Here is a 24,564-nt window from a genome sequence, read left to right as displayed (position 1 = left end):
ACACACACTTTCACTTATTTCGGGGTAAATATTATGAAGAATTTATTTAAAATAGCATTGGCCGCTATCGTAATGTTCAATGCACAAGCAAATTACGAATTATTAGCAAGTAGTGGTGAATTAAAACTTAATCTTCCTGATCAAACATTTTGGATCAGTACATCTCTTAGATTAGAAAATTCAGGTAAAGTTTGCTTCTCTCTTAGTGGAGCAGACAACGGAATTTCTAAATACGGAATACTTTGTGGGAACCAAGGTGATAATGTGAAGCTCTTTGCTGGAAACGGTGATGAGGCCATTAGTGAGTTCTATCTTTTCAATGATGGAGCGACGGGACAAGATCACGTTGTTTTCGCACCTAATAATGGTTACGAACACACTGGTATTTATACGATTAATCTTGAGACTGGTAAGCGCTTAGAACATGAAAACTTTGAAGGGATGTTTACTGGTGTTTCTGGTGTGGCCATGAATAGTGAAGACACTTTAATTTACCGTCACTCTTTTGGAACAAGCAAAGCAAAGGTTGTGATCAAGAATCTTGATGGACAAAAAGATGTTTTCACAAGTTTTACAAAAGAGATGGGATATATCTTCTCTCCAGTAACGGCCGGTAATTATGTTCTAACAAAAGTGAGAATGGGGAAGTCTACTGCTGAGTCTCAACCAGATCGTCTCTACCTTTACAATATTAAAAAGGGGAGTCGTCAAATTGTTATGCAGGATAGAGATGGACAACCGTCTTCAAAAATTAAAGCGATCCAAAATCAATACACTGTTAATAAAAAAGGTGACATTGCTGTTTGGGCACAAACAAGTGATGGTGTGAAACTCTTTGCTTCAAGTAATGGGATTGTTAGGCCAATTTTAACTTTAGGAGAAGAGATTTCTAAATTTGATGGTTTTGCTCCTTCAATGAATGCAAATGGGGACATCATTATTCGCGGTTATGATAAGGCCGGTGTAGCGGCAATCTTTACATATATTAATGGACAGTGGTCAAAGCTTATTGGAGAAGGAGACGCTCTTTCGATCAATGGTGTAGACTATGAAGTTGTAGACGCAACTACATCTCCATTTGTTCATGCTCCACGTATCAATGATAACGGTACTGTTGCATTCATTGTTTATGTAATTAATCCAAAAACACAAAAATTATCAACAATGGTATTAAAAAAATAATTTGATTTAAAAAGAAAAGTTAAAAATGACATTACTGAAAAAGAAAGACCCAATTACTAAATTTTATGACGTTATTATCGTAGGCTCAGGGCTTGCAGGTATGACGGCAGCTAACAAACTGGCCAAAGATGGAAGAAGCGTCCTTCTTCTTGAGGCCCATAATAAATTAGGTGGCTTCGCTACATGGTTTAGACGTCCAACAAATGAAGGTGAAAGACATATTTTTGATATCTCTCTTCACGGCTTTCCTGTTGGGATGATTAAAACTTGTCGTCGATATTGGTCAAAAGATATCGCTGACTGCATTGAGCGTGTTGATAAGATTCGTTTTATTAATCCTCAGTTTGAGATTGATACAGATTTCACCAAAGAAGACTATATTAATATCATGGTGGAGAAATTTAATCTTGAACGTGAATACGTTGTGGGGTTCTTCAATGAACTTCGTGCCATGAATTTCTATGATGATGAGGCCATGACTAATGGCCAATTATTTGAAAAATACTTTCCAGGCCGAAATGATGTGGTTCGCTTCTTACTTGAACCAATCGCTTATGCTAATGGTTCAACTCTAGAAGATGAGGCCATTACATTCGGAATTGTTTTTTCTAACTTCATGAATAAAGGTGCTTATATCTTTAGAGGTGGAACGGATAAGCTTATTGGGATGATGAAAGATGAACTACTTGCCAATGGAGTGGATATTAAACTTCATGCAAAAGTAGATGAAATCTTAGTTGAAGATAATGTCGCAAAAGGTGTGCGTATTGGAGAAGAAAGGGTTTTATCAAAATCAGTACTTTCTAACTCTGCCCTTTATAATACGATCTTTAAGATGACTCCTAATGCGAATTATTCTGAAAAATTTGCTAAAGAAGCAAAGGCCGTAAGAGTAAATTCTTCTTCATGTCAGGTTTTTATGGGCCTTAAAGAAGGAGAGTCGATTCCAAATATCGGTGAGCTAATCTTTTACTCAAGCTCAGATAAATTTGATACAGACCTTCTTCTATCACCAAAAGCATACTCTCAGACATTCTCAATCTACTATCCTGATATGAGAAAGCATATGAAGCAAAAATATGCAGTTGTTTCAAGTATCAATGCACGCTATGAAGATTGGATGCACTTAAGTGATGAAGAGTATAAAGAACGCAAAGAGTATCTTGCACAAAATGCTCTTAATACGATGGAGACGCTTGTTCCTGGTTTCAAGGACAAGGTTGAGCATGTGAATGTTTCTTCACCTCGTACTGTAGAGAAGTATACACATCACCACTTCGGGTCTTCATTTGGAACAAAGTTTGAAGGACTTGCTGTTTCTAAAGATCTTCCAAATGAAGTAAAGGGCCTATTTCATGCCGGCTCTGTTGGGATTATCATGTCTGGTTGGCTTGGGGCCGCAAACTACGGTGTTATCGTAGGGCATGACTTAAATACTTACTTAGATAAATCTAGCGAAAAATAAAAAATAAAAGGAATAAATATGTTTGATTTTAAAGATCAGGTTGCAATTGTTACTGGTGGTACTCGCGGGATTGGACGTGGAATCACTGAAGCTTTCTTAAAGAGTGGTGCACGCGTTGTTGCTACTTATGCTGGAAATCATGATGCGGCCAATGCGTTTAAGGCGCAATTAGGTGAGTTGGGAGAAAATCTCTTTCTTGAGGCCTTTGATGTATCAAATGCTTCTGAAGTTGAAGCTTTTTGGAATCGTATGAATGAGCAGTTTGAGCAGATTCATATTCTTGTGAACAACTCAGGTATCAGAAAGGATAATTTATCTCCTATTATGCCAGATGAAGATTGGGCACGTGTTCTTGATATCAACTTAACTGGTACATTCTTAATGACAAAGAGAGCAGTGAATCACTTTCTTTCAAAGAGATATGGCCGAATCATTAATATGAGCTCTGTTGGTGGAAGCCTAGGCCTTCCGGGACAAGCAAATTATGCTGCTTCTAAAGCAGGTCAAATTGCTATGAGTAAATCAATTTCTAAAGAAGTTGGTAAGAAAGGGATTACGATTAATAATGTATGCCCTGGCTTCATTGAAACTGAACTAATTGCTGATCTTCCTGCTGAGCAAGTTAAGGAATACAAGAAGCAAGTTCCTCTAAAGAGATTTGGAAAGGTTTCTGAAGTTGCTCATGCTGTTCAATTTCTAGCATCTAAAGAAGCTGCCTATATTACAGGTGCATCACTTGAAGTAACTGGTGGACTGTAATGAGCGAACTAAATGTTAAAGATCTAATTCCACAACGCGAGCCTTTTTTATTTGTTGATAAAATTGTTGAGCGTGAGGGAAATAAAATTGTAACTAGCTATCAAGTTACTGGTGATGAGGACTTTTTTAAAGGTCACTTTCCTGGTAACCCAATTATGCCTGGTGTTCTTCTACAAGAAGCACTTTTTCAATCTGGTGCGTGTCTGATGGCCGCTGGAGCTGATGGTGGACTAGGTGTCGTTGCAAAAGTATCAAATGCAAAATTCAAAAATATGGTTCGTCCTGGTGATGAGCTAGTGATGGAAGTTGAACTTACTGAGCAAATCTCTAATGCTTTCTACTTCAAAGGGAAAACAAAGGTTGCAGGTAAGGCCGTTCTTTCTATCGAATTTACATGTGCAAAAGTATAAAGGTATAAAGTGAGTTTTTTAAATTTTGAAAATAAGTTATTTCTAATCACTGGTGTTGCAAATAAGAAAAGTGTTGCTTACTTCAGTGCAAAAACAATCATCGACAATGGTGGTAAGTGTATATTCACTGTTCAAAGTGAAGATCACCAGGCCAAACTTTCAAAGCTCTTTCCAGAGTCAAAGAGCTACCTTGTTGATGTAACCAGTGCCGATCAAATTAAGGCACTTGCCGTTAATTTGAAAAATGATGAAGTAAAATTGGATGGAATGCTTCATTCAATTGCCTTTGCAAACCTAGCTAATCCAAAACCTTTTCATGAGACTTCTTGGGAAGACTTTGCACAAGCGACTCAGATTTCTTCTTTCTCTCTAGTGCAGCTTTCAAATGAATTATCATCTCTTTTTAATCAAGATGCATCAGTTGTGACGATTTCAATTTCTGATACAAAGGCAACTTCTTATGGTTATATGGGCCCTATTAAGTCAATGCTTGAAACAACTTGTTCTTACTTGGCAAAAAGCTTCAGTGAGTTCTCTCGCGTGCGTTTTAATAGTGTTTGTTCAGGGCCATTAAAGACTTCGGCCTCTGCAGGAATCCCTGGTTATATTGATAACTATATCTTTGCTGAAAAGCTTACGATGAGAAAAGAAGCACTTAAAACACAAGAAGTGGCCAATACGGTAGCGTTCTTATTATCTAATGCTTCTAGTGGTGTTAATGCTGCGGGGATTTTGGTGGACTGTGGAATGCGTTCTAACCACTTTGATCAAGCGGTTGTTTCCGGTAAATAAGTCCACACAATCCATTTAATTTTTTTAAGCTATAATAGGGGAATGAAGTTTTTATTCCCCTTTTTTATTTCAATAGGTCTCTTTGCTAACCCTACCTACAACTCATATTGTAAGAAAGTCAGCTTTGAAAAAGATGAGGCGATATACAACGAAATTGCAAAGCTTAAGGTCGATCTTGCCAACTCAAAGCCTATTGCCGCTGTTGCAGACGAGGCACTTGGAAGCTTAATTGCTAAGAAAAGCCCTGTTGTGACGAGTTGGATTAAGCGTCGAAAACTTGATGTTAACGATCCCGTCAATGTGGCCAAGCAGTGGCGACTCTACTATATCGAAAATATCGTTCTTTCTTCTGGGACATTTAAAGACCGTCCGAAAGTTATTCAGGACTTACTTGATAAAGAGTTAAGTGAGATTTTTTCTGAGCTTTATACAAAGAAGAAGATTGCCTTATTAGAAAATAGTTTAAAATTGGCCAAGAAAAGTGCCCTTTCTGTTTTAAAGATTCAGCTTGGTAAGTCTAAGGCATATAATGAAATCGAAAATAAGGTTAAGGCCATAAAAGTTTTCATACCAATGAAAGTTAAAGGAACTAAGGTGGCCGAGGCACCCCGTGACTTTTTAGAATGGGGCCTTGCTTATGATCCTAAGACTAATGAAATTAATATCGGACTTGAAGGGTTAAATTTTGCTTTTGCCAAGTATCGTGCAACTCTAGTAAGTCTAATGGCACACGAGATTGCTCACTCTTTTGATAGCTGTCGTTACTCTGGTTATTATAAGAGCAAGAATCCTTTTGAATCCATTCAAAAATGTTTAAGGAATTCAACTAGTGCTGGTGCCAAGTATAGAGATGATTCACAACTAAAGTTCTTAGTTCAAAATAAAGTACTAACTAAAGAAGTTGGAGATAACCTCTTAGCAAACCCTACATGTAATCGTTCGCTCTATCCACTTCCTGGAAAGCAAAGAGATCAACTCGATGAAGTCTTTGCAGACTGGTTTAGTGCTGAAGTCGTCGCACACAGTGGCATTGCTGTTGATAATTTACGAAGTGAGCTTTGTTTAGATAAAGAGCTAAGAAAGGGCTCTTCTTACGTCTCAAATGAGAGAAGATTAACTTCAATATATTTAACTCAGCCAACGATCGCTAAGAAGTTAAAAGTAGTCGAAAATGAATATCGACACTGTTCACACTAGGGCTTTTGAAGATACTTTTCGAAAACCTGTATTCGCTGTAGGATCTTATTTGATAAGTCCAATAGTGATTGATCGATATTTTGTTGAAGGTTTCTAAAGTCGGCCTGCATCTTCTTTACATCATCAGCATGTTTTAATTCCAGCTTATTTAGGCGATCTTCGATAACCTTGAGGCCGTCCATATTAGTTTCTTTATTCTTAAGTTCTTCAAGTTGGGACTTTAGAGTCTTAAGCTCTTTGCCCATTTTGTCATCCATACCTGTTTCGACGCGACTTATTTCTTCTCTGATTTTCTTGACGTAATTTTCAAGAGCATCAATCCTAAATATTTTTGCGTTACCTGGACCTGAGTCAAACTCTGCAAGCTCGGCGTGGATTGGTGATGTGACAGAAAATATTAACAATAAAAGAATATGAAATCTCATTTTTAAATCATATAATATTTTGCAATGACTATGCACTATAAAATTTGGTTGAATTACTTACGCCGCAAAAAATCAGCTTACTTCTTAGGGATTATATCAATAGTAGTTTGTAATATTTGTCAGGTATTTTACTCTCGTGCCATGGGAGATGTCGTTGACTTCTTTACGAATAAAACGATGCCTTCTTGGACAATTGACTATTTCATTACTGGTGATGATTTAAGGCATAAATTCTTCTATATATTCTCAGTAGTTTTATTTTCTAGAGTTATGCTCTACTTTGGCCGTGTTGGTTGGCGTATCTTTTTAGGAAGACAAACTCATCATGCTGGTGGCTTCTTAAAAGACGACATCTGGCAAAATGCTCAATACTTTTCGATGGACACTCTCGTTAATAAATATCCTAAGGGGATTCTTATGAGTGCCGCCAATAGTGATGTTGGACAGGCCCGTTTTGTTTTTGGCTTCACACTTGTTGGTGCTGCGGATGTACTCTTTTTAGGTTTATTTACTGTTATTTCTCTTTTTATGATTAATGTGCATATTACGTTTATTTCTGTACTGGCATTATTAATCGTTCCAATTCTCGTTCGCTATATTTCAACAATTGAAATGGAGCGCTACGATGTGGCCCAAGATTATCTTTCATATTTTAATGATGAAACTTCAAAGGCCATCTCAACAGTCAGGCTTCAAAAACTCGGAAATACGGCCTTTTTCTGGTACAAGCGCTTATTTGCTGGTGCTCAGAAGTATCGTAAAATGCGTCTAGATGCCAATAACACGTCAATGCTCTATATTCCTTCTTCAGGACTAGCATCATTTGCAACCTATATTATTCTATTCACTTACGGTTTTAGCATTCTTATGAAGGGTGAAATTACTGTTGGGGAGTTTGTTGCTATCCAAGGCCTTGTTCTCCTTTTACAAGATCCACTTATGGAACTTGGATATATTATTTCAGACTGGAGAAAGTCTTTTACTTCTCTAAGACGTCTGGCCGAAATCTATACTCATTTAAAAGAAGAGTACTTACTAGATAAGAAAGTGGAACATGAGCTAACTGGTGATACGGTTTTTAATCTCAAGAACTTAAGTTTTAAATATGATGAAGGAAACGATATTCTTTCAAATATTAATCTCGAAGTGAAGCGTGGTATGCGTATCGGTATTATCGGTCAGATTGGTACTGGAAAAACGACTCTCTTAAATATTCTAAGTGGACTTGAACGAGATATTCGCGGAGAAGTAACGTTCTTCGGGCGTCCTTTTAATGAGTATGGCCATAAATTTTTAAGGTCCCATATTACCATGGTTCACCAGAAGTCATTTCTCTTTGCAGACTCTATTCGAAATAATATCTTAATGGATCAAGATTTTGATGATGAAGTTCTATGGCAAGTTTTAGAAATAGCAGGCCTTAAGAGCGATATTGAAGGCTTTGATGATGGCCTTGATACACAACTTGGAGAGTGGGGTGTTAACTTATCTGGTGGACAAAAACAGAGACTTACTCTTGCTCGTGCTCTTGTGAGAAAACCAGAGATCTTACTCTTAGATGACTGTTTATCAGCAGTTGATACTGTTACTGAAGAAACAATTTTATCAAATATTAATAAATACCTGCCAGAGTCAACTCTTGTTTGGGTTGCCCATAGAGAATCAACTCTCAAGTATTGCGAGAAGGTGATTAATTTAGATCGTATTGAAGCAGGGGCCAAGTAATGAGTGATGCAAAACAATTTCTAGCACAAGATGATCAAGAGGAATCGAAGCATAAGGAGCAAGGGCATTCGGCCTTAAAAACAACGGCCTTTTTATTTAAGTTTGCCAAAGGGTATCGTCTAAAAATTTTAGTGTCGATTCTCATGCTTATAACATTCACTGTTTTTTCGATGCTATCTGGTCATGCTCTTGGGGTATTAGTTGGTGAAGGGCTTGCCAAGTCAAATTGGGAACTCGCCAAGAAATGGGCCATCTATGTACTAGCTCTTGAGTTGAGTGGTGTACTTATTCACTACGTGGGCCGTCGTTACTTAATTGTACAAACGAGTTATGTCATCTTAAAGATTAGAGATCGTCTTTTTCAAAAGCTATCCCACTTACCATTAAAGTTCTTCGATTCATGGCCTCAGGGACGTATTGTTACGCGTATGACTCACGATGTGGAAGGAATTGAGAAATTCTTTACAAGCTCTCTTGGACGCCTGGCCATTTCTGTTCTAATGATTATCTCGTCGGCAACAGCAATGCTTATAACAGATTTTAAAATTGGATTAATGGTTATCTCAGGGATGATTCCTGCGGTCATCTTTCTAATTGTTACTCGTGATAAAATCGGATCTCTTAATAGGGCCATTAGTAAGTACTCATCAAATATTAACTCTAAACTTTCGGAGTATATTGATGGAATCCATGTGATTCGCTCTTTTGGAGTAGAAGATTGGTCTTATGATAACTTTAAGTCAGCAGTTAATGAACAACAGGTTGTACAATTAAGTGCAAATTCATATTACGCCCTAACTATGCCAATGTTGTCTTTCCTATGTGGGCTTCCACTTCTCATTCTCGTTTGGTTTGGGGGGAATGCGTACTTAGGTGGCACACTTACTCTTGCTCTATTCATTGCGCTGATGCGCTATTGTGAGAGGTTTTTCTGGCCCGTGCTTTCTCTTTTTAGAGAAATGGCCAATATCATAACGGCCTTTACAAGTGTTAATCGTGTCGCAAACTTCATAGAGGTTGAAACAGAAAGAGAAGTCTTTGATCAATATGATAATAGACATCATAAGATCAATGGTGAAATTGAGTTTAAGAACGTTATCATGGGCTATAATGAAATCAGTACGGCCTTAAATGATATTTCATTTAAAATTCACAAGGGTGAAAAAATTGGGATTGTCGGCCCAACTGGTTCAGGGAAAACGACGGCGGTTGCTGTTCTTTCTCGTCTTTATGATTATCAAAAAGGTGAGGTCTTAATCGATGGTCAAAACCTTAAAGAGTTAGATATTGATCACTACCGTGATCAGATTGGAATTGTTTCACAAGATGTTATTATCTTCGATGGAACACTCAGAGAAAATCTCTCTGTAAATCCTGATTTAACAGATAAAGATATTCTTTCAATTTGTGATAAGACTGGAATGAGTAAGGTGATGAGCTATTCAAAGCTTACCTTAGACAGTGTCTTAAAAGATGGTGGATCAAACCTATCTGCGGGGGAGAAACAAGTGATCTCTCTTACACGCGTATGTTTACAAAATCCTAATATTCTCATCTTGGACGAGGCCACAGCACATGTTGATCCATATTTTGAAAAGATTCTTCATGACGGAATTCATAATGTGATGGAAGGAAAGACATCATTCTTCATTGCTCACAGACTCGATACAATTAAAGAGTGTGATAGAATTCTAGTTTTTAAAGATGGTAGGCTGGCCGAATTCGATACTCCAGATAATCTAATGCTTCAAAAGGGGATCTTCTATAACCTCACACAAGCGACTAATTCTAATAATGGCCTCTAATTTTACTTAGGGCCATTATAAAGCTATGATCTAAATACTTTAAGAGGCTCATGCTTTGCAACCATGATCGTTTTAGTTAAACACCATGGAGGCGAGATGAGTATATCTGAATTAATGTTCTTAAATTTACTAGAAGGTAAGAAAGGTGACACGACTGAGTTTTCACCTATACAACTTGCATCTCTCTACACAAACTCTGCTTTCTTAGTGACAGTTATGGACTTTCTTAAAGATGAGCTCTGGTTGCAAAAACAAGAAGATAAGAAAAATGGGCAAGTGACTTCTTATAAGAATTTCATAACGCCACTTTTTGATGATGAATTAGAGGCCGTCTCATTCCTTAGTGAATTCCTTGTTGAAAGTGGGCCAAGTAAATTAAAAGATATAAAGAAGCGCTCTAAAAATATTGAAGCTAAGATCTTAGAGTCAATCATTGATAAAGCTGGATCAGATCAGAAAGAATTTCTTATTCACTCTTTAAATACAATGAGTGATTTCTTTATCAAAGAAGAAAAAGATCAAGAGGGGCGTAATCAGGAGATGGGCCACCAAGGGCCAAATCTTTATCGAACTTTTGATAATCTGGATGATATTTTCGATCTCAATTATAAACTGGATCAAGAAATGGAATATGACCATGAAACAAAAGAGCGACTCTATCAAAGGGCCGGCATTGGTGTTCAGTCAGGTTATTCCACGATATTACTGGCCCTTGATCAAATTGACGCCGCTAAGGGCAGCTCTATTGTAGACCTTGGCTCTGGTTATGGACGCGTAGGCCTAGTTTGCTCTCTTATGAGGCCAGATCTTGACTTTGTCGGATATGAATATGTTCCTCACCGTGTTGAAGTTTCTAATAATGCTTGTGAGGAGTTAGGCTTAGAAGATAATTTAGTTTTTAAAGTTCAAGACCTTTCACTTAAGTCTTTTTCAATTCCTATTGCTGATATTTACTATCTTTATGATCCATTCTCTAAAGAAACATATGGATATATTTTAGAGCAAATCCTAGAGATAAGTCGTCATAAAGAAGTGACTATTGTGACAAAGGGAAACGCGAATATTTGGCTAAGTAGCATGGCCGAGGAAAATGGCTGGCCCTCACCGACTGTTGTCGATGAAGGTAACCTTTGTATCTTTAAAACTAATTAATCTAGTTCCAGAAAGCTGGATTGATCAGAAGCCCGTGGGCCATATTTACTTTGATAGGCTTAACTTCATCAACCTTAAGTGTTTGCATGAAGCCTAGAACAAGGGCCATATTTGTCACATCAGTTGATGCATACTTACTATTAATTTCTTTGTCAGTAAGCTTTGCTCTTTCAAGAAGCTTTGCTAGTAGTGTTGATTGGTTGTAGACGCGATTTGCTTTTTTAAATTGTCCACCAATACTGAAGTAGTGAACACCACCAACGCCGTAAACTTGATAATCTTTTAAATTTCCAAATTCGCTAAGTTGGTCTTTTGCCGTAATTCTTGCAAGGTCCATCGCCTTAAGGGCACGTTCTTCTTTTAGTGGATTTGGTGTCTTCGTTCCTTTTGGATAAAACTCTTTAAGTACAAGGTTTTTAAAAGTAACTGATGCTACTTTTAAAAGCGCAACTTGTGTCTTTTCACCTTTTGCATCAACTGGCTTAGTTATTTGCATACTTCCACCACCGATATCCCAAATTGCAATAGGTGGTTTTTGAGAAACATTCATTGACTTAAGTTTTGAAAGTGCTGCCGAATATGCAAACTTGGCCTCTTGCTCTTGAGAGATAATTTCAAGGTCAACTCCCGTTTGCTCTTTTAATAGATCAGCTACGTCACCACCATTATCTGCCGTACGAAATGCAGATGTGGCCACAGCTCTAATATCATTTGCACCTTCGTTCTTTGCTAGGTATTTGAATTCGTCAAAAACATCTCTAAGACGATTTTGCATTTCTTCATTAAATTCATTGTCATCTGAAGCTTGTAATTGATCTTTAAGAGGAACAGCTCTTTGCGCCTCAAAAAGAATTCCCTCAACCATACCGCGACATGTATCAACCAGTCCGACAACTAACTTAGTCGAACCTGAGCCTAGATCGATGGCCGCTCTCTTTGTGTGACAACTTGTTGTTTCAAGTTTTACTGACTCTGTATGACTTGCACAAGAAAGGCTTAGTAGAAGTAAAAATAATGTCGAGATTCTAGCGATAGACAAATGCTCCTCCTCGGACATCATCAATTATTGACTTAACTTTTGTTTTCTTTTTTACCTTACCGTCTACTGCTGTTTTTAGGTAGGCATTGTGCATTTTCTTAATTGCGCTACCAATGGCCTTCCCCATAAGTGGTGGAACGGCATTACCAATTTGTCTCCACTGAGCAGAGATTGGCCCACAGAATTCAAAGTGATTTGGAAAACTTTGAATCTTTGCTGCTTCTCTTTGAGTAAGGTAGCGATGCTCTGTAGGGTGGTAGTAGCTATGACGGTGAGTCATGATTGTCGGAGATACACTCTTTGAATCAAGTCTCTGATACTTTGTTTGTCTAAAGCGACCTTCTCGCATTGTCTTCCAGTCGACGCCTAGTTTTAAAGATGGCGTAAGGTACATCTTCTCATCTTTTTCGTAACGAATGCCTTTTCCTTCTGGAATACGCTTAATACGTTTTAGATCTAGTTTAGACTTAATTTTTGCACTATCAAGATCGTGATTTAAAATTTCACCTTTCTTTGTTTCAATATCACTTAGGGCCTCACCAACAGTTACTGGTGGACGAAAAGTTTTTGCAATAATTGTATCGTGTGTAATTTTTGGAAATTCAACTTTCTCATTAATGCGGCTACCAATGAAAATTGTACGGCGTCTCTTTTCTGGTACACCATAATTTTGTGAGCTCATGACCTTTACATCAAGGTTGTAACCTAGAGAGTTGAATTTCTTAAAGATTGCCTTAAGAGTGGCCTCGTTCTTCTTTGCAAGAAGACCTGTTACGTTTTCAATAACGACAAACTCAGGGTTTGTAAGCTTAACGACTCTTACGAACTCAAGGAATAACTTATTTCTAATATCATCAGGGTTTCCTGGACCTACTGTTGAAAAACCTTGGCATGGAGGGCCTCCAACAACTAGGTTAACTTCAGTATCACCAAGGACTTCTTTAATTTTCTTATTCGTAAGCTTTGAGATATCACCACAATATGGGAAAGCTTTTTTGTGATTAAGTGCAAATGTATCCATCGCATGCTTGTTAAAGTCAATTCCCATGACACATTCAAAGCCTGCCATCTCAAGTCCACAAGAGAATCCCCCTGCGCCTGAAAAGATATCAATAAATTTTAGCTTCTTGCTTCTTTTACTATTACCCTTACTCGTTTTCATAATCTGTGTTGTGTCCTCGTGTGTTATTGCGTCGTGAATGAATATTATCTGATTTTGCGTTGAGTTATGTCAATGAATATATGAGGCTTTTAGTGGGATAAAGTTATCGATAAAATTAAATTTACCCTGTTTAAATTTTCAAAATCACTTATAATTTAATTATGCAATTCGCTAAGAAAGAAATGAAGAAAGAGAGGATTATCGTCGGTATAGATGGCGGTATTGACTCGGCCGTTACTGCACTGCTTTTAAAGAAGCAGGGACACGAATGTATTGGCGTAAATATCTCATTTTTTGAGCGTATAACGAGTGAAGACGAATCACTAGTGGAGCAATTTAAAGCGAAATTAACTCCTGAAGGGCAACTACCTGAAGAACTTCGTGGTGATGAAGAACAACTTGAAGCCTATAGGCATTTTGAAAAGATCACGTGGCTAAAAAAAATAAATAATATTTTTGCACCATGGGCCAGTGAATCAGAAGAGAAAATTCGCGATATTTGTCGCTTAATCGGCATTCCTTTCTACGTGACAAGTGCTTCTAGCGCTTTTGAGGAAAGAGTTATTTCAAAATTACTTGAAAGTCGTGTTGCAGGTGTCTGGGCCAACCCAACAATTGATAAGGCAACGCTTGTTCTGGAAACCCTCTATTCAAAGCTTGCTGTTTTAAAGGCCACAAAGATTGCAACGGGCCATTACTGTAAGGTTATCCCTGTTCAAAACCGCTTTGTTTTAAGTGCACCAAATGATCCGATTAAAAACGACTGTCACTTATTGATTCAAGCGAATGATGAAATAATGTCACATCTAATTCTACCCTTGGCCGATTTAAAAACTTCTGAAGTTGATAAAATCGGACAGCTTGTTGATTCTAAAACGATTAGTCGGGCCGAACATGATAAGAAGGCGAGCCTAAGGGCCCAGGCCTATGCAAGCGAAGAAATCATAGAATTAACTGATCGCTATATTGCACCAGGCTTTATCAAGGAAAATACAATCTATCTTCATGACGATGACAGTGTTGTCGGTGAGCATAAAGGCCAGCACCAATATTATTTGGGGCAAATGCAGTATAAGACTTTCGATAACAAACCGAAGGTTCCTGATAGCAAAATTGTGTCAATTAATATGTCTCGCGGTTTTATCTACGTCGCAAAGGCAAAAGAATTAACATTTGAGCGAATTGTTGGAAATCACTTTGTCAATTACGAAGTTGTGGACACTTCAAAGCCGGTAGAGTGTTACTGTCGTATTAGTTCAACAGGTGATGCTTATAAGGGAAATCTTTATCTTTTAAATAATGGCAATATCTATTTCGATCTTGATGACAAGGCCTCTGGGGTCCACTTTAGAGGTGATCATTTCGTCTTCCTAACAAAGAATGGGCCGAGTGCTAAAGTCATTGGCCATGCCAAAATTTTTCAAACAGGGCAATTCATCGAAGGTGAATTCTACCGTCTACCACTAAATAAGAAACAAAAAGAAGAAAACGAAGAAGCACAATCTCGTCCAAAGAAAAGAGAACTAGGGTTTTAAATGAAGTATTTAATTATCGCATTATCAATGTCACTTTCTGTGACAGCTAAAGAATTTAAAAATTTTAAAGACACATATAAACTTTCTAAAAGTAAGAGATCGCCAAAGAAGTTACGCTCTCTTTATTATGCTGTTTCAAAGAATTCTGAAAAAGATATAGGGGCCCTTATCAATAGCTTTGTTAAGGAAACAAGGCCTAATCGTTTCGTGGGCACAAGTGGACACAAAACGGCACAGGATTATATTGTTAGCTATATCGAAAGTAATGTACGAAAAAATAATACTTCTCTTAAAACTGTTAAATTCGTTCCAGATATTGAATATGCAAAAGAACTTTTTAGGAAGGACTTGGCCGCATCAAAAGATAAATTGAGTGCTGCCAATTTAAAGAAGTGGCAAAGGCTTACTAATGAGAGGATTCAACTAGTCGATGGACTCAAGTCCACAAATGGTTACAATATCGTCTGGGAAAAGAAGGGGATAAAGAATCCAAATGAGGTCATCGTTGTCGGTGCTCATTACGATACCGCAGCTTATGACTTAAAGAATTTTAAGGTCGTCAATAAAGGACGCCAACCTGGTGCAGACAATAATGCCTCAGGGGTTGTTGCCGCCTTAAGCTTAATTAATATCCTTGCAGAACTTGATCTTGAAAAAACTGTTCGCGTGGTCTTTTTTGATTATGGTGAAAATGGTTTCTTAGGTTCATATGATTATGTAAAGAACCTTAATCTAGAAAATGGAATTCGCGTCTATTCTTATGTTGAACTCGTTATGCTTGGTTACGATACAATGACTCAAGATAAGGAGCAGCAGCTTGGAAATATGAAGCTCTACTATTCTCCTGCAAGCTCTGGCCTTCATAAGGCCGAAAAATCTATCGCACAACGATTTTACGCGAAGTCATCAGAGGGAACATTTCGAGTGGAATTCAAGGTAAGTCCTTATGATTTTGTCTATGGCGATAATACGTCATTTCAAAAGTTTAATATCCCAAGTGTTGTCTTTACTCAGAATTGGGAGAGTGATTCAAATGCAGCTCGCATCCACACTCCTGCGGACCATGTGAACTCACTCAATATTAAGACTTTACATCACGCCACCAATAATATTGCCATGTCCATTGCTTCATGGGCACTAGACCTCTAGTACGTAAATGTGCTAAATAAGGCTCATGGAAAATGTAGGTAACGGAAAAACAGTCATTGTCGGAATGAGCGGAGGAGTGGATTCTTCTGTGTGTGCTGCTCTATTAAAAGAGCAGGGCTATAACGTCATTGGCATGTTCATGAAAAATTGGGAAGAACAAGACGAAAACGGAAATTGTAAGGCATCGCTTGAATTTGAAGATGTTGTGGCCGTATGTGAAAAGCTTGATATCCCATACTATTCTGTGGACTTTGTTAAAGAGTACCGTGATAACGTCTTTGCAAATTTCCTTGAAGAATACGAACAAGGTTTTACTCCTAATCCAGACATTCTTTGTAATCGTGAAATCAAATTTAAGGTCTTCTTTAATAAGGCCATGGAACTTGGTGCAGATTATCTTGCAACAGGACACTACTGCCAGACAAAAAAAATTGATGGAAAATCAAAGCTTATCAAAGGCCTTGATAATAATAAGGATCAAACTTACTTCCTATATACAATCAAATCAAAAGTTCTTGATAAAGTTCTCTTTCCTGTCGGTGCCATTGAAAAGCCGCAAGTAAGAGAGATTGCAAAGAAGTATGATCTAATTACTCACGATAAGAAGGACTCAACTGGAATCTGTTTTATTGGTGAGAGAAATTTCAAAAACTTCCTATCAAATTATATTCATATCAAAGAAGGGGATTTCGAACTTCTTGATGGTACCAAAGTTGGCCGCCATAGCGGTAGTGCCTTCTATACGATTGGCCAAAGAAAGGGCCTAGGCCTTGGAGGCCCAGGTGAGCCTTGGTTTGTTGTTGGTAAAGATACTGAACGTAATGTTGTTATCGTTGAGCGCGGCGAAAAACATGGTGCTTTATACGCTGACTACCTAACGGCCACTGATCTCTCATGGGTTGATGAAGAATTTAGGCCACAAGTGGGAATGAAGCTAAAGGCCAAGATTCGCTATCGTCAAAAAGATCAAGAGTGCACAATCACTGAAGTTTCTGAAGACTTTGTAAGAGTTGACTTTGATACTCCTCAGCGTGCTATTGCAAAACGCCAATCGATTGTCTTCTATACTAATATAGAAGGTGAGGAAGTGTGTCTTGGCGGTGGAATGATTAAAGAAGCTGGGCCAACTTATTATGAACAAGGTATTGAGCTGCCAGACTCAAATCTCTAAGACAATTTCATAGCTTCGCTTTATTGCTTTTAAGAAACTAAGATATTTATCTTCTTTGTTCACCATTCTATCCTCAAGCATTTGCGCCACATGAGAACGTACGCTCGACTGGAAGCATATAGGAAGTTTTCCGTTTTGCATGAGAATATAATCAGCGCATAATCTTGAAGTTCGGCCATTTCCATTATCAAAGAAATGAAGACTTACGATCCATTGATACAGGTGAAAGGCCTTCTCATAAAAGCACATATCGACATCACTTAAGAGTTTATCTATAAGGAGCACTTTTGCTTCCTCTAGATATTGTGGCCTTATGAACTCAATACCACCCCCGTAGATAGGAGTTTCTCTGATTTTCGAATTCTTAGCATTGTAGATGGAGTTAATTTTCGTGATGATCTCAAAGCTAAGCTTCTTTTCATCTTGTATACATTCGCTGATGTAACGATTGGCCTCATCCCATCTTGCTAAGCTATCATCAATTGCTCTTGAAGCAGTGTTAGAAGAGAGCAGGCGAGATTTAGCAAGCTTGGCCCAATTAGGACTCGTCGATGCTATTAAACGAATCTCTAATTGCTCGATCTCACGAATTACTTCTTTAAAAACATCCCCTTGAGATTGATCAAGGGGAGTTAACAAATATTCTAGAACTTCTTTTGAATTCACAAATTTCTTTCTATTTCTTAGTTTGAATGAAGAAAACATCTTCATAATCATCTTGTGAAAATACATACTTAAGATTCTTAATGAGAAGAACTTTCTCATCTCCGATATTCTCAAGAATCATTTCTGTATTGGCGTAATCACTTTGGCAATTAAGTGATGAATCACAGTTATATAGCTTGAACCTTTTACTTGTTAAACGATCAACACGGAATTCACTTTCAGAACTCACAATATATCCATCTTCAAATACTTTATGAAGAACCAAGAAATACTCCATTTTTAATTCATTATCAGTATGAGTCATCGTTTCATCACTATTGTCTCTAATCTCGATTGCCCATTTGAATTTACGATAGTGTTTAGTGGCATCATTTAGTTCATCATTATATGTCCAATAGTGGCCATCGAAAGACCTATTAGATTCAAATGATAAATTGGCCAGGGTTTCATAACTTGAAAGCATTTGTGTTCTGACTTCAGTAATCTCTTTTGCTTGTAGGTTTGCTACAGGGTTCATCATAATTAATGACGTTAATAGGATCTCTTTTTTCATTTTGCACCTCACATACTTGATTGATGAGGCTTATATATGATGTTTTTATTTATATTAGAAATAGTATTATGGAATAGTTCTTATACTAATTTGATATATATCGATTACCACAGGCTCGGGTCATTAAGATCGTCTAATTTACTCTTTTTCTTCTTTAAGTGTTCTTTTTGTTCAAAGAAGCTGCAATCCGAACCACTTGATTGGCGAACGAGGATGTAAGGCATATTTGTGGATTTCATATTAAATTTACGACATCCGCGAGGAGCATCCTTGTCCCAAGTACTAAAATAATATTTGCATTGCATACAGTTGATTCTTTTCACTCCAATATTGTACCACGCTCATGATATCTCGCAAGTTAGGAACTAAATAAAATGTGACTAAGTGTTTGATATTGCGAGAAAAATTTGTCTAATGAACAGCTTGCCTGACCAAATAATTGACGTTCAACTTTTGTAACCTTCCAAATTTACATGGGTTATCCCAAAAAATCTTGGCCTAGGTTATGCTTTATAAATAGCGACGACAATTGAACGCTATAAAAGCTTATTATGAGGAATTGAAATTAATGAAACAAATTGAATCAAACACAAAATCAGAAAACGATGTTCTAGTGATGTTTCCAGCATCAAAGCATTTTCCTGTAGAAGATCGTACTGCTAAGGCACCGACACCTCTAAATAAGCTTATTGAAGAATTTGAAGAACAGGTGGCCTTAGAACAAGAAAAAGAAAAAAGACCAGTTATGAATATCCCTTCTAAAGAGGGAATCGAATCAATCAAAACTCGCCGCTCATGTAATACGGCCATCGAAATTCGCCTTGCGGCCCTTGAAGAAATTGAGCAAAGACTTAAGTTCTATCTTGATGATATTGGGACTGCTAAAAGAAAAGTTTAAATAGAAGAAGGTGCGGCTTTCGGTTAGTTGATAGGTACGCGCAGGACTTGGCCGGCTCTCGGCTCCTGCCTCGTAACTCACTTCGTGGTATGCACTGGACTTGTTCTTCGTCAGCTCCTGCTGACTCGAATTTGTTCGGCATCAATTTGCCATCGTGGCAATTGACGCCTCCAAAACCAGCACGCCTACGGCTTGCTTTTAACTAAGCAAGTTATGTATTAAAAAATGATAATTGGAATTTGTTTTGGAAATGGTGCCTAGAACTGGACTTGTTCTTCGGGGTCTCCTGACCCCTCGAATTTGTTCGGCATCAATTTGCCATCGTGGCAATTGACGCCTCCAAAACCAGCACGCCTACGGCTTGCTTTTAACTAAGCAAGTTATGTATTAAAAAATGATAATTGGAATTTGTTTTGGAAATGGTGCCCTCCATACGACAATGGTCGAACCAAGCGCAATATCAGAGGAATACGAGATTGTTTGGAGACGACCTCAAATTGACCTCAATGAGCTTGTATACTTAAAAACAGTGCAAAATTACAACAGAAAACAACTTTCTGAGCACTTTTCAAGGCCCGCCAACACTATCACTTGGTATTTAGGCAGGCTTAAAAAGGAGGGACGATTATGACTAAAGTTATCGCTATTTTGATCTCGGCTATATTTTTCTTTGGATTTGGAGATGAATTTGCTTACGTTGTGAAAAAGACGGCAATATTGAAGGTTTATAAGGGATTGCCATCACTTGAGAAATTCACACAAGAATTAACCAAGTAATTTGCTCTTAAAGAATTCAGTTGTAGGCAAATTTAAAGAACAGCCTCCGCCATCTGCTTGAGAACCAAAAATAATCTCCTCATCAACAATGACAGTTGGAGAAGAATAATTTTTAAATTGGTTTCCATCTGTCAGTGATGTTTGCTCAATTTTTTCAAAATCAATGTTTAGCTCTGAGAGAATATTCATAATTTTCTGAGCATTTGGGCAACCATCAAAATATATAAATTTGATACTTCTCATAATGAACCTCCCTTATGATACTTTATAAAGCCTATGACATCGGCCATACAACATTTTCCTGATGGATTTGATGTTTCACAAAAGCAACCTGGGTCTTTCATTTTCTTTTTAATGTCATTAACAATTTCTTGCTCATTATTGGACTGAATAGCATCATACAGAGACTGTTTCGAGTGTTTGAAGCAATAACAAATCAATCCATCTAAACCACCATTGATTTCATTGTTAATTTTTTGTTTTTTGTCACAACACCCCATTAAAACCTCTACAATTGATTACAGGCTAATTTTTTATGAGCCTTATCGAGAAACACTTTGTATTCGGTATATTTTTCGATTGCCCTGCTTGCGTTGCAGTCAGTTTCCTCTCCGTTGTATTGCTTTTCATTAAACTTAATACGAGCAATACCCACAGATACATTTTGATCTAAGAACTGAACTCCCTCAGCTTTCTTTAAGGCAACTTTAACGCCCAAAATACAACCACCACAAGTCATTCCTTTAACATAGTAGTCTTTGGTAACGGTATTATCAGCTTGAATTGAGACTGAAATCAAAAAAGTAAGTAATAATATTATTTTCTTCATAAGAATCCTAAATTAAATATATGCTCCAATATGGAAACGTTAAAAATCCCAAGATTAAGGCTGTGGCACTCCACAGAATAATTTTATTCCACTTATCTGCTTTTGGATTCGCACAATAAGAATCTGAATCACATTCTTCGGTATTTTTCTTTCGATAAGTAAAATAAAAAGCAGCCCCGAGTAAAATGATTGTTATAATTGTTAAGTATGGACGATAGGGCTCCATTTTTGACAAAGCGCCAGCACTTGAGACTCCCAATACAGCAAAAAGAACTGGGCCAATACAGCAAGAAACCGCTGCAATTGATGTAAATATACCACTAATCAATGTTGCTTTTTGAGCCTTGTTTTCCATAAACCATTCATCCTAATAGCTCTAAGAAGTGACAAATTGAATCATTCTTAGAAGATTCACACTTTTTAGAAACCTTTTTCAATGCACTCTTAATTTTCTTTAACTCAGTAATTTTTCTATCAATATCAAGTTCTTTTTCTTTAATTTTATTCAATGCGAGTGAGCATTTCCCATTTTTATTTATTTTAATATTAATAAGGTCTTTAATTTCATTTAACGTAAAACCAAGCTCCTTTGAGGTTACTATGAACTGCAATACACTTGAAGTATATGAATCATAATAACGATAACCTTTTTCACTTCTATTAGTCGGATTGACCAAGCCTTTCTCTTCATAGAAACGTATTGTGTCTATAGAAACTCCTGACTCCTTAGATAGTTCACCAATTTTAAGTAGATTCTTCATCACTAACTCCATAATTCATTATAAACCATAGAGTATAGTCCAGACTCAAGAGTTTTTTAAATGTAAAAAAATCAACAAGTTAAATAATTTAATATCGCAACAATGCAATATTTTTCTTTTTCTGCGATATTTTATGCAATATTTATTTTTAGCAAAATGGCTTTAACTAACTGAATTATCATTCTGAGGGAAGAGAAGCAAGTTGGTATACAATATGAAATACCTATCTCCAACCATTAACCAAAGGAGATTTATGAAATGGCCACCCAAATTATTGTTAACAGCCAGAGATATGCTCACATTTCGCTATTTATTAAATTACAAAGTTATGACGGTTGAGCAAATATGGCGTTATCCATTTAAAGAAGAGACCGATATTGGCAACGTAAGAAAGCGTCTTAGAAAATTTCAAAGCGAAGGTCTTGTTAAAGTTCAGGCCATAGTTTTTCAGAAAAAAGTACAAAGATATTTCTCGATTACAAAGAAGGCTTTGACCATTTTGCAGGAGAATGAAGGTCTTGAGTTACATAGAAAGCAACTTGAAAGTAATTCAGTAATCCATGACCTAGTTCTTGTTGAAATTGGAGAATGTCTGAAGAGGACTAAAAACTGTCTTTTTTATTATCCCGAAAATGAACTTCAGTGCATCTTTGGTGATAATTTTGGCCTCCCTGATGTAATTGAAAATAACTCTGATGCTTTTCTAAAATTGAAGCTAGGCGACCAAAGATTTAATGTTGTCATAGAATACGAAAATTCTGCGGCATCAAAGAATAAATACAGAGAGCTTGTTCATAATTATTATTACCCAGATTATATAAACGCTGTTTTTTTCTTTTATCAAAAGGACTGGATCAAAAAAACTATTATCGAAGAGGAAGAGAAAGAATATCCAAACAAAAATCCTAAATTTTTCTTTTTTAAACTCAATTCGGACAAAATTGATCTTGAAAATTTAACCTTAAAGGACAGAGGAGGTTATGAACTTGAGCTTAAAAGAAAGAAAATTGCCTAACCACTCAGCTATCTCTCGTAGATGGGGCATTTTTCTACAAGTATCTGAAAATATAGTAATTGATAGCCAACAAATTGAGTTAAAAGTGGGGTATAGATGATTTTTAAAATAAGGGATAATTTCTCTGTCTAAGAGAGTTACAGGAAGGAAAAAATGGGAAGGCACCGAAGTATATTTAAAAGAACACCTAATAAAACAAGAGGAATACCAATTAATACTTGATGAAGTAGTCAGCATTATTTATGATGACTTAGTCAATATAAAGTCGTCTCCAAACGATCTCTATTCCTCCGACTGTAATGAAGGAGGAAATCATGTCGCATAAGATATGTTTTTATATTCGTGTATCAACCGAAGAACAGGCAAAAAATTTAGAAGGTTCCATCAAGAATCAAAAGGAACGTTTGCTTGAAGCTGTGAAGTTTAAAAACTTATCAGGAAATTTTGGCGAGGTCATTTCAATTTACATTGATCGAGCTAAATCTGGAAAAGATACCAATAGACCTGAACTTCAAAAGATGCTTTTTGAAATTAGTCAGGGAAAAATTGATCTGGTTATGGTCAGCGAAATCTCTCGTATTTCAAGAAATATGAAGGACTTTTCTGAAATTTGGGAGCTGATGAAAAAGCATAGCTGTGGCTTTTATTCCCTACGAGAAAACTTTGATACGACTACTGCTGCTGGTGAAATGGTTCTTTATACTATTGCTAATATTGCTCAATTTGAGCGTAGACAAGTGAGTGAAAGAGTTTCAGCTAACATTAAGGCCCGTGCTAAACGCGGGCTTTATAACGGCGGTAGTGTCCCCTTAGGGTTTAAGCTTGGTGAAAAGAAAGGCTATCTTGAACTAGACCATGAAATGGCCGAACTCGTGAAGCTTTGCTTTTCGACCTACCTTGAAAAAGAGAGCCTATCTCAATCTGCAAAGTATCTCAACGACCAAGGTCATACCATTCGCAGGTGGAAACAAGGTGGTGGTAAGTTTAAACGCCTCGGTCATTTTAGCGTGGATAACTTACATAAAATTCTTGTGAATAAGGCCTATATTGGAATTAAGGTTTTTAAAGATGGTGATACTCATAGTGAAACTGATGCCGTTTGGCAGCCAATAGTTGATGAGGACATTTTCAATCGAGTGCAGGTTAAATTAAAGAAGAATCTTAGTAAAAAGAAACCACACTCAAAGAAAAGATACCCTTATCTACTTTCAGGTATTACTTTTTGCAAAACCTGTGGGGATGCTATGTGTGGCAAATCAGCACATGGAAATGGTGGGAAAATTGGTTATTATGAGCATTCTTGGGCTACAAAAAGAAATTCTACTCTTACGAAAAAGATTTTTAATTGTGAGCCAAAACGAGTTTTGGCCAAAAAGCTAGAGCCACTTATAACTGAGAAAGTGGAAGCGATTCTTTTTCAAGACAAGTTTGTTAGAGCACTTTTTGAAAAACTGAAAGCAAAAGTTAAGGAAAGTTCATCTGTAAGTGAAGTTAATTCCTTAAAAGCCCAAATCTATGGATTTAACTCTCAGATAGATGCCTTGGCTGAAAGACTTTCAGAACTTCCCAAAGAAGTTTCTGCAACTCCGATTTATAAACAGATGGGAAATCTTGAAAAAAGAAAAAGTGATGCTGTAGAGTTACTTGATAGACTCTCAGATGTGCCAGAAATGGATTTTTTGGTCAATCTTAATGATTATCAAAGCTTTATAAGTGATTTAAGAGAGCTGTGGCTTAATGCCAAATCAGCGACTAAATCTAAGATCATTCAAAGATTAATTCATAAGATTGAGGTCGGAGTTGATTCTGTTGTAGTTCATTACAACGTGGATAAGAGAAATTTAGGCCTTAAAATAAAAAAGCCAGACTCAAAGTCTGGCTTTTTTAAAAACTATTCTAATGGTTCGAATAGCTTGACAAGTGGTGCCTAGAACTGGACTTGTTCTTCGGGGTCTCCTGACCCCTCGAATTTGTTCGGCATCAATTTGCCATCGTGGCAATTGACGCCTCCAAAACCAGCACGCCTACGGCTTGCTTTTAACTAAGCAAGTTATGTATTAAAAAATGATATTTGGAATTTGTTTTGGAAATGGTGCC

The 24,564-nt window shown here is 37.0% G+C and carries 27 protein-coding genes; 16 read left to right on the top strand and 11 right to left on the bottom strand.

Going from position 1 to position 24,564, the window contains the following annotated elements:
* Nucleotides 1-33 precede the first annotated feature (33 nt).
* From ABMA78_RS00135 to ABMA78_RS00110, 6 genes are read left to right on the top strand one after another with little or no spacing between them, the layout of a single operon-like run.
* Complete coding sequence (locus ABMA78_RS00135; RefSeq protein ID WP_392855823.1) at nucleotides 34-1,182, top strand: hypothetical protein; 1,149 nt, start codon at nucleotides 34-36, stop codon at nucleotides 1,180-1,182.
* 25 nt (nucleotides 1,183-1,207) lie between these two features.
* Entirely contained in the window at nucleotides 1,208-2,647 is a 1,440-nt protein-coding gene (locus ABMA78_RS00130) for a phytoene desaturase family protein (protein WP_392855821.1), read from the top strand.
* Between the two features lie 18 nt (nucleotides 2,648-2,665).
* Nucleotides 2,666-3,406 carry an SDR family oxidoreductase gene (locus ABMA78_RS00125; RefSeq protein WP_392855820.1) on the top strand — a complete coding sequence of 247 codons (741 nt, stop codon included), beginning with the start codon at nucleotides 2,666-2,668 and terminating at the stop codon, nucleotides 3,404-3,406.
* Nucleotides 3,406-3,816, top strand: coding sequence for a 3-hydroxyacyl-ACP dehydratase FabZ (gene fabZ / locus ABMA78_RS00120; RefSeq protein WP_392855817.1), 411 nt, complete (start codon nucleotides 3,406-3,408; stop codon nucleotides 3,814-3,816). The genes ABMA78_RS00125 and fabZ overlap by 1 nt, the downstream gene beginning before the upstream one ends.
* Nucleotides 3,817-3,825: 9 nt before the next feature.
* Nucleotides 3,826-4,608, top strand: a complete 783-nt coding sequence (locus ABMA78_RS00115) for an enoyl-ACP reductase (protein WP_392855816.1) — start codon at nucleotides 3,826-3,828, stop codon at nucleotides 4,606-4,608.
* A gap of 42 nt (nucleotides 4,609-4,650) precedes the next feature.
* Complete coding sequence (locus ABMA78_RS00110) at nucleotides 4,651-5,805, top strand: hypothetical protein (protein WP_392855815.1); 1,155 nt, start codon at nucleotides 4,651-4,653, stop codon at nucleotides 5,803-5,805.
* Here the strand turns inward: ABMA78_RS00110 and ABMA78_RS00105 are convergent.
* Complete coding sequence (locus ABMA78_RS00105; protein ID WP_392855813.1) at nucleotides 5,802-6,230, bottom strand: hypothetical protein; 429 nt, start codon at nucleotides 6,228-6,230, stop codon at nucleotides 5,802-5,804. The two genes, ABMA78_RS00110 and ABMA78_RS00105, sit on opposite strands and share 4 nt — an antisense overlap.
* 48 nt (nucleotides 6,231-6,278) lie before the next feature.
* Here ABMA78_RS00105 and ABMA78_RS00100 point away from each other — a divergent pair, with 48 nt between their 5' ends.
* The 3 genes from ABMA78_RS00100 (at nucleotide 6,279) to ABMA78_RS00090 (ending at nucleotide 10,912) form a co-directional block, all read left to right on the top strand.
* Nucleotides 6,279-7,955, top strand: coding sequence for an ABC transporter ATP-binding protein (locus ABMA78_RS00100; protein ID WP_392855810.1), 1,677 nt, complete (start codon nucleotides 6,279-6,281; stop codon nucleotides 7,953-7,955).
* On the top strand, nucleotides 7,955-9,760 hold the full coding sequence (locus ABMA78_RS00095; RefSeq protein ID WP_392855809.1) for an ABC transporter ATP-binding protein: 1,806 nt from the start codon (nucleotides 7,955-7,957) through the stop codon (nucleotides 9,758-9,760). Before ABMA78_RS00100 ends, ABMA78_RS00095 begins: the two co-directional genes overlap by 1 nt.
* Nucleotides 9,761-9,856: 96 nt before the next feature.
* Nucleotides 9,857-10,912: a methyltransferase domain-containing protein gene (locus ABMA78_RS00090; protein ID WP_392855808.1), complete on the top strand. Its 1,056-nt coding sequence runs from the start codon at nucleotides 9,857-9,859 to the stop codon at nucleotides 10,910-10,912.
* A 1-nt stretch (nucleotide 10,913) separates the two neighbouring features.
* Here ABMA78_RS00090 and ABMA78_RS00085 read toward each other — a convergent pair whose 3' ends face one another.
* Together ABMA78_RS00085 and ABMA78_RS00080 are read right to left on the bottom strand one after the other, a co-directional pair.
* Entirely contained in the window at nucleotides 10,914-11,951 is a 1,038-nt protein-coding gene (locus ABMA78_RS00085; protein WP_392855807.1) for a Ppx/GppA phosphatase family protein, read from the bottom strand.
* The gene (locus tag ABMA78_RS00080; RefSeq protein ID WP_392855804.1) at nucleotides 11,938-13,113 is read right to left on the bottom strand and encodes a DNA cytosine methyltransferase; all 1,176 of its coding nucleotides are present in this window, start codon (nucleotides 13,111-13,113) and stop codon (nucleotides 11,938-11,940) included. The genes ABMA78_RS00085 and ABMA78_RS00080 overlap by 14 nt, the downstream gene beginning before the upstream one ends.
* A gap of 161 nt (nucleotides 13,114-13,274) precedes the next feature.
* Here ABMA78_RS00080 and ABMA78_RS00075 point away from each other — a divergent pair, with 161 nt between their 5' ends.
* From ABMA78_RS00075 to mnmA, 3 genes are read left to right on the top strand one after another with little or no spacing between them, the layout of a single operon-like run.
* Nucleotides 13,275-14,648, top strand: coding sequence for a hypothetical protein (locus ABMA78_RS00075; protein ID WP_392855803.1), 1,374 nt, complete (start codon nucleotides 13,275-13,277; stop codon nucleotides 14,646-14,648).
* Nucleotides 14,649-15,797 (top strand): M28 family metallopeptidase, encoded by a 1,149-nt coding sequence (locus ABMA78_RS00070; RefSeq protein WP_392855802.1) that lies wholly within the window; start codon nucleotides 14,649-14,651, stop codon nucleotides 15,795-15,797.
* Between the two features lie 25 nt (nucleotides 15,798-15,822).
* A complete protein-coding gene (mnmA, locus tag ABMA78_RS00065) occupies nucleotides 15,823-16,968 on the top strand; it encodes a tRNA 2-thiouridine(34) synthase MnmA (RefSeq protein WP_392855801.1) in 1,146 nt (381 codons plus the stop codon).
* Here mnmA and ABMA78_RS00060 read toward each other — a convergent pair.
* From ABMA78_RS00060 to ABMA78_RS00050, 3 genes are all read right to left on the bottom strand, one after another.
* Nucleotides 16,957-17,679: a Fic family protein gene (locus tag ABMA78_RS00060; protein WP_392855798.1), complete on the bottom strand. Its 723-nt coding sequence runs from the start codon at nucleotides 17,677-17,679 to the stop codon at nucleotides 16,957-16,959. The genes mnmA and ABMA78_RS00060 overlap by 12 nt on opposite strands.
* Complete coding sequence (locus ABMA78_RS00055) at nucleotides 17,645-18,187, bottom strand: hypothetical protein (protein ID WP_392855797.1); 543 nt, start codon at nucleotides 18,185-18,187, stop codon at nucleotides 17,645-17,647. The genes ABMA78_RS00060 and ABMA78_RS00055 overlap by 35 nt, the downstream gene beginning before the upstream one ends.
* 104 nt (nucleotides 18,188-18,291) lie before the next feature.
* On the bottom strand, nucleotides 18,292-18,510 hold the full coding sequence (locus ABMA78_RS00050) for a hypothetical protein (protein ID WP_199177525.1): 219 nt from the start codon (nucleotides 18,508-18,510) through the stop codon (nucleotides 18,292-18,294).
* 245 nt (nucleotides 18,511-18,755) lie between these two features.
* Between ABMA78_RS00050 and ABMA78_RS00045 the strand changes: the two genes are divergently transcribed.
* Nucleotides 18,756-19,085, top strand: coding sequence for a hypothetical protein (locus ABMA78_RS00045; RefSeq protein WP_021266608.1), 330 nt, complete (start codon nucleotides 18,756-18,758; stop codon nucleotides 19,083-19,085).
* A 627-nt stretch (nucleotides 19,086-19,712) separates the two neighbouring features.
* On the top strand, nucleotides 19,713-19,862 hold the full coding sequence (locus tag ABMA78_RS00040) for a hypothetical protein (protein ID WP_392855795.1): 150 nt from the start codon (nucleotides 19,713-19,715) through the stop codon (nucleotides 19,860-19,862).
* Here the strand turns inward: ABMA78_RS00040 and ABMA78_RS00035 are convergent.
* From ABMA78_RS00035 to ABMA78_RS00015, 5 genes are read right to left on the bottom strand one after another with little or no spacing between them, the layout of a single operon-like run.
* Nucleotides 19,851-20,105: a glutathione S-transferase N-terminal domain-containing protein gene (locus ABMA78_RS00035; RefSeq protein WP_392855793.1), complete on the bottom strand. Its 255-nt coding sequence runs from the start codon at nucleotides 20,103-20,105 to the stop codon at nucleotides 19,851-19,853. The two genes, ABMA78_RS00040 and ABMA78_RS00035, sit on opposite strands and share 12 nt — an antisense overlap.
* Nucleotides 20,102-20,362, bottom strand: coding sequence for a hypothetical protein (locus tag ABMA78_RS00030; RefSeq protein ID WP_392855791.1), 261 nt, complete (start codon nucleotides 20,360-20,362; stop codon nucleotides 20,102-20,104). The genes ABMA78_RS00035 and ABMA78_RS00030 overlap by 4 nt, the downstream gene beginning before the upstream one ends.
* 8 nt (nucleotides 20,363-20,370) lie before the next feature.
* The gene (locus tag ABMA78_RS00025; protein ID WP_392855788.1) at nucleotides 20,371-20,691 is read right to left on the bottom strand and encodes a heavy-metal-associated domain-containing protein; all 321 of its coding nucleotides are present in this window, start codon (nucleotides 20,689-20,691) and stop codon (nucleotides 20,371-20,373) included.
* A 7-nt stretch (nucleotides 20,692-20,698) separates the two neighbouring features.
* Complete coding sequence (locus ABMA78_RS00020; protein ID WP_392855786.1) at nucleotides 20,699-21,046, bottom strand: mercuric transporter MerT family protein; 348 nt, start codon at nucleotides 21,044-21,046, stop codon at nucleotides 20,699-20,701.
* 7 nt (nucleotides 21,047-21,053) lie between these two features.
* Nucleotides 21,054-21,452, bottom strand: coding sequence for a MerR family transcriptional regulator (locus tag ABMA78_RS00015; protein WP_392855783.1), 399 nt, complete (start codon nucleotides 21,450-21,452; stop codon nucleotides 21,054-21,056).
* Nucleotides 21,453-21,666: 214 nt separating this feature from the next.
* Between ABMA78_RS00015 and ABMA78_RS00010 the strand changes: the two genes are divergently transcribed.
* Entirely contained in the window at nucleotides 21,667-22,467 is an 801-nt protein-coding gene (locus tag ABMA78_RS00010; RefSeq protein ID WP_392855780.1) for a hypothetical protein, read from the top strand.
* A gap of 299 nt (nucleotides 22,468-22,766) precedes the next feature.
* Nucleotides 22,767-24,398, top strand: a complete 1,632-nt coding sequence (locus ABMA78_RS00005; RefSeq protein ID WP_392855777.1) for a recombinase family protein — start codon at nucleotides 22,767-22,769, stop codon at nucleotides 24,396-24,398.
* The last annotated feature ends 166 nt before the right edge of the window (nucleotides 24,399-24,564 follow it).

The sequence above is a fragment of the Halobacteriovorax sp. RZ-2 genome, assembly GCF_043196685.1.
Classification (GTDB): domain Bacteria; phylum Bdellovibrionota; class Bacteriovoracia; order Bacteriovoracales; family Bacteriovoracaceae; genus Halobacteriovorax_A.
The sequence above is the reverse complement of the archived record's forward strand: the minus strand, read 5'-3'. Positions and strand labels throughout refer to the sequence as shown.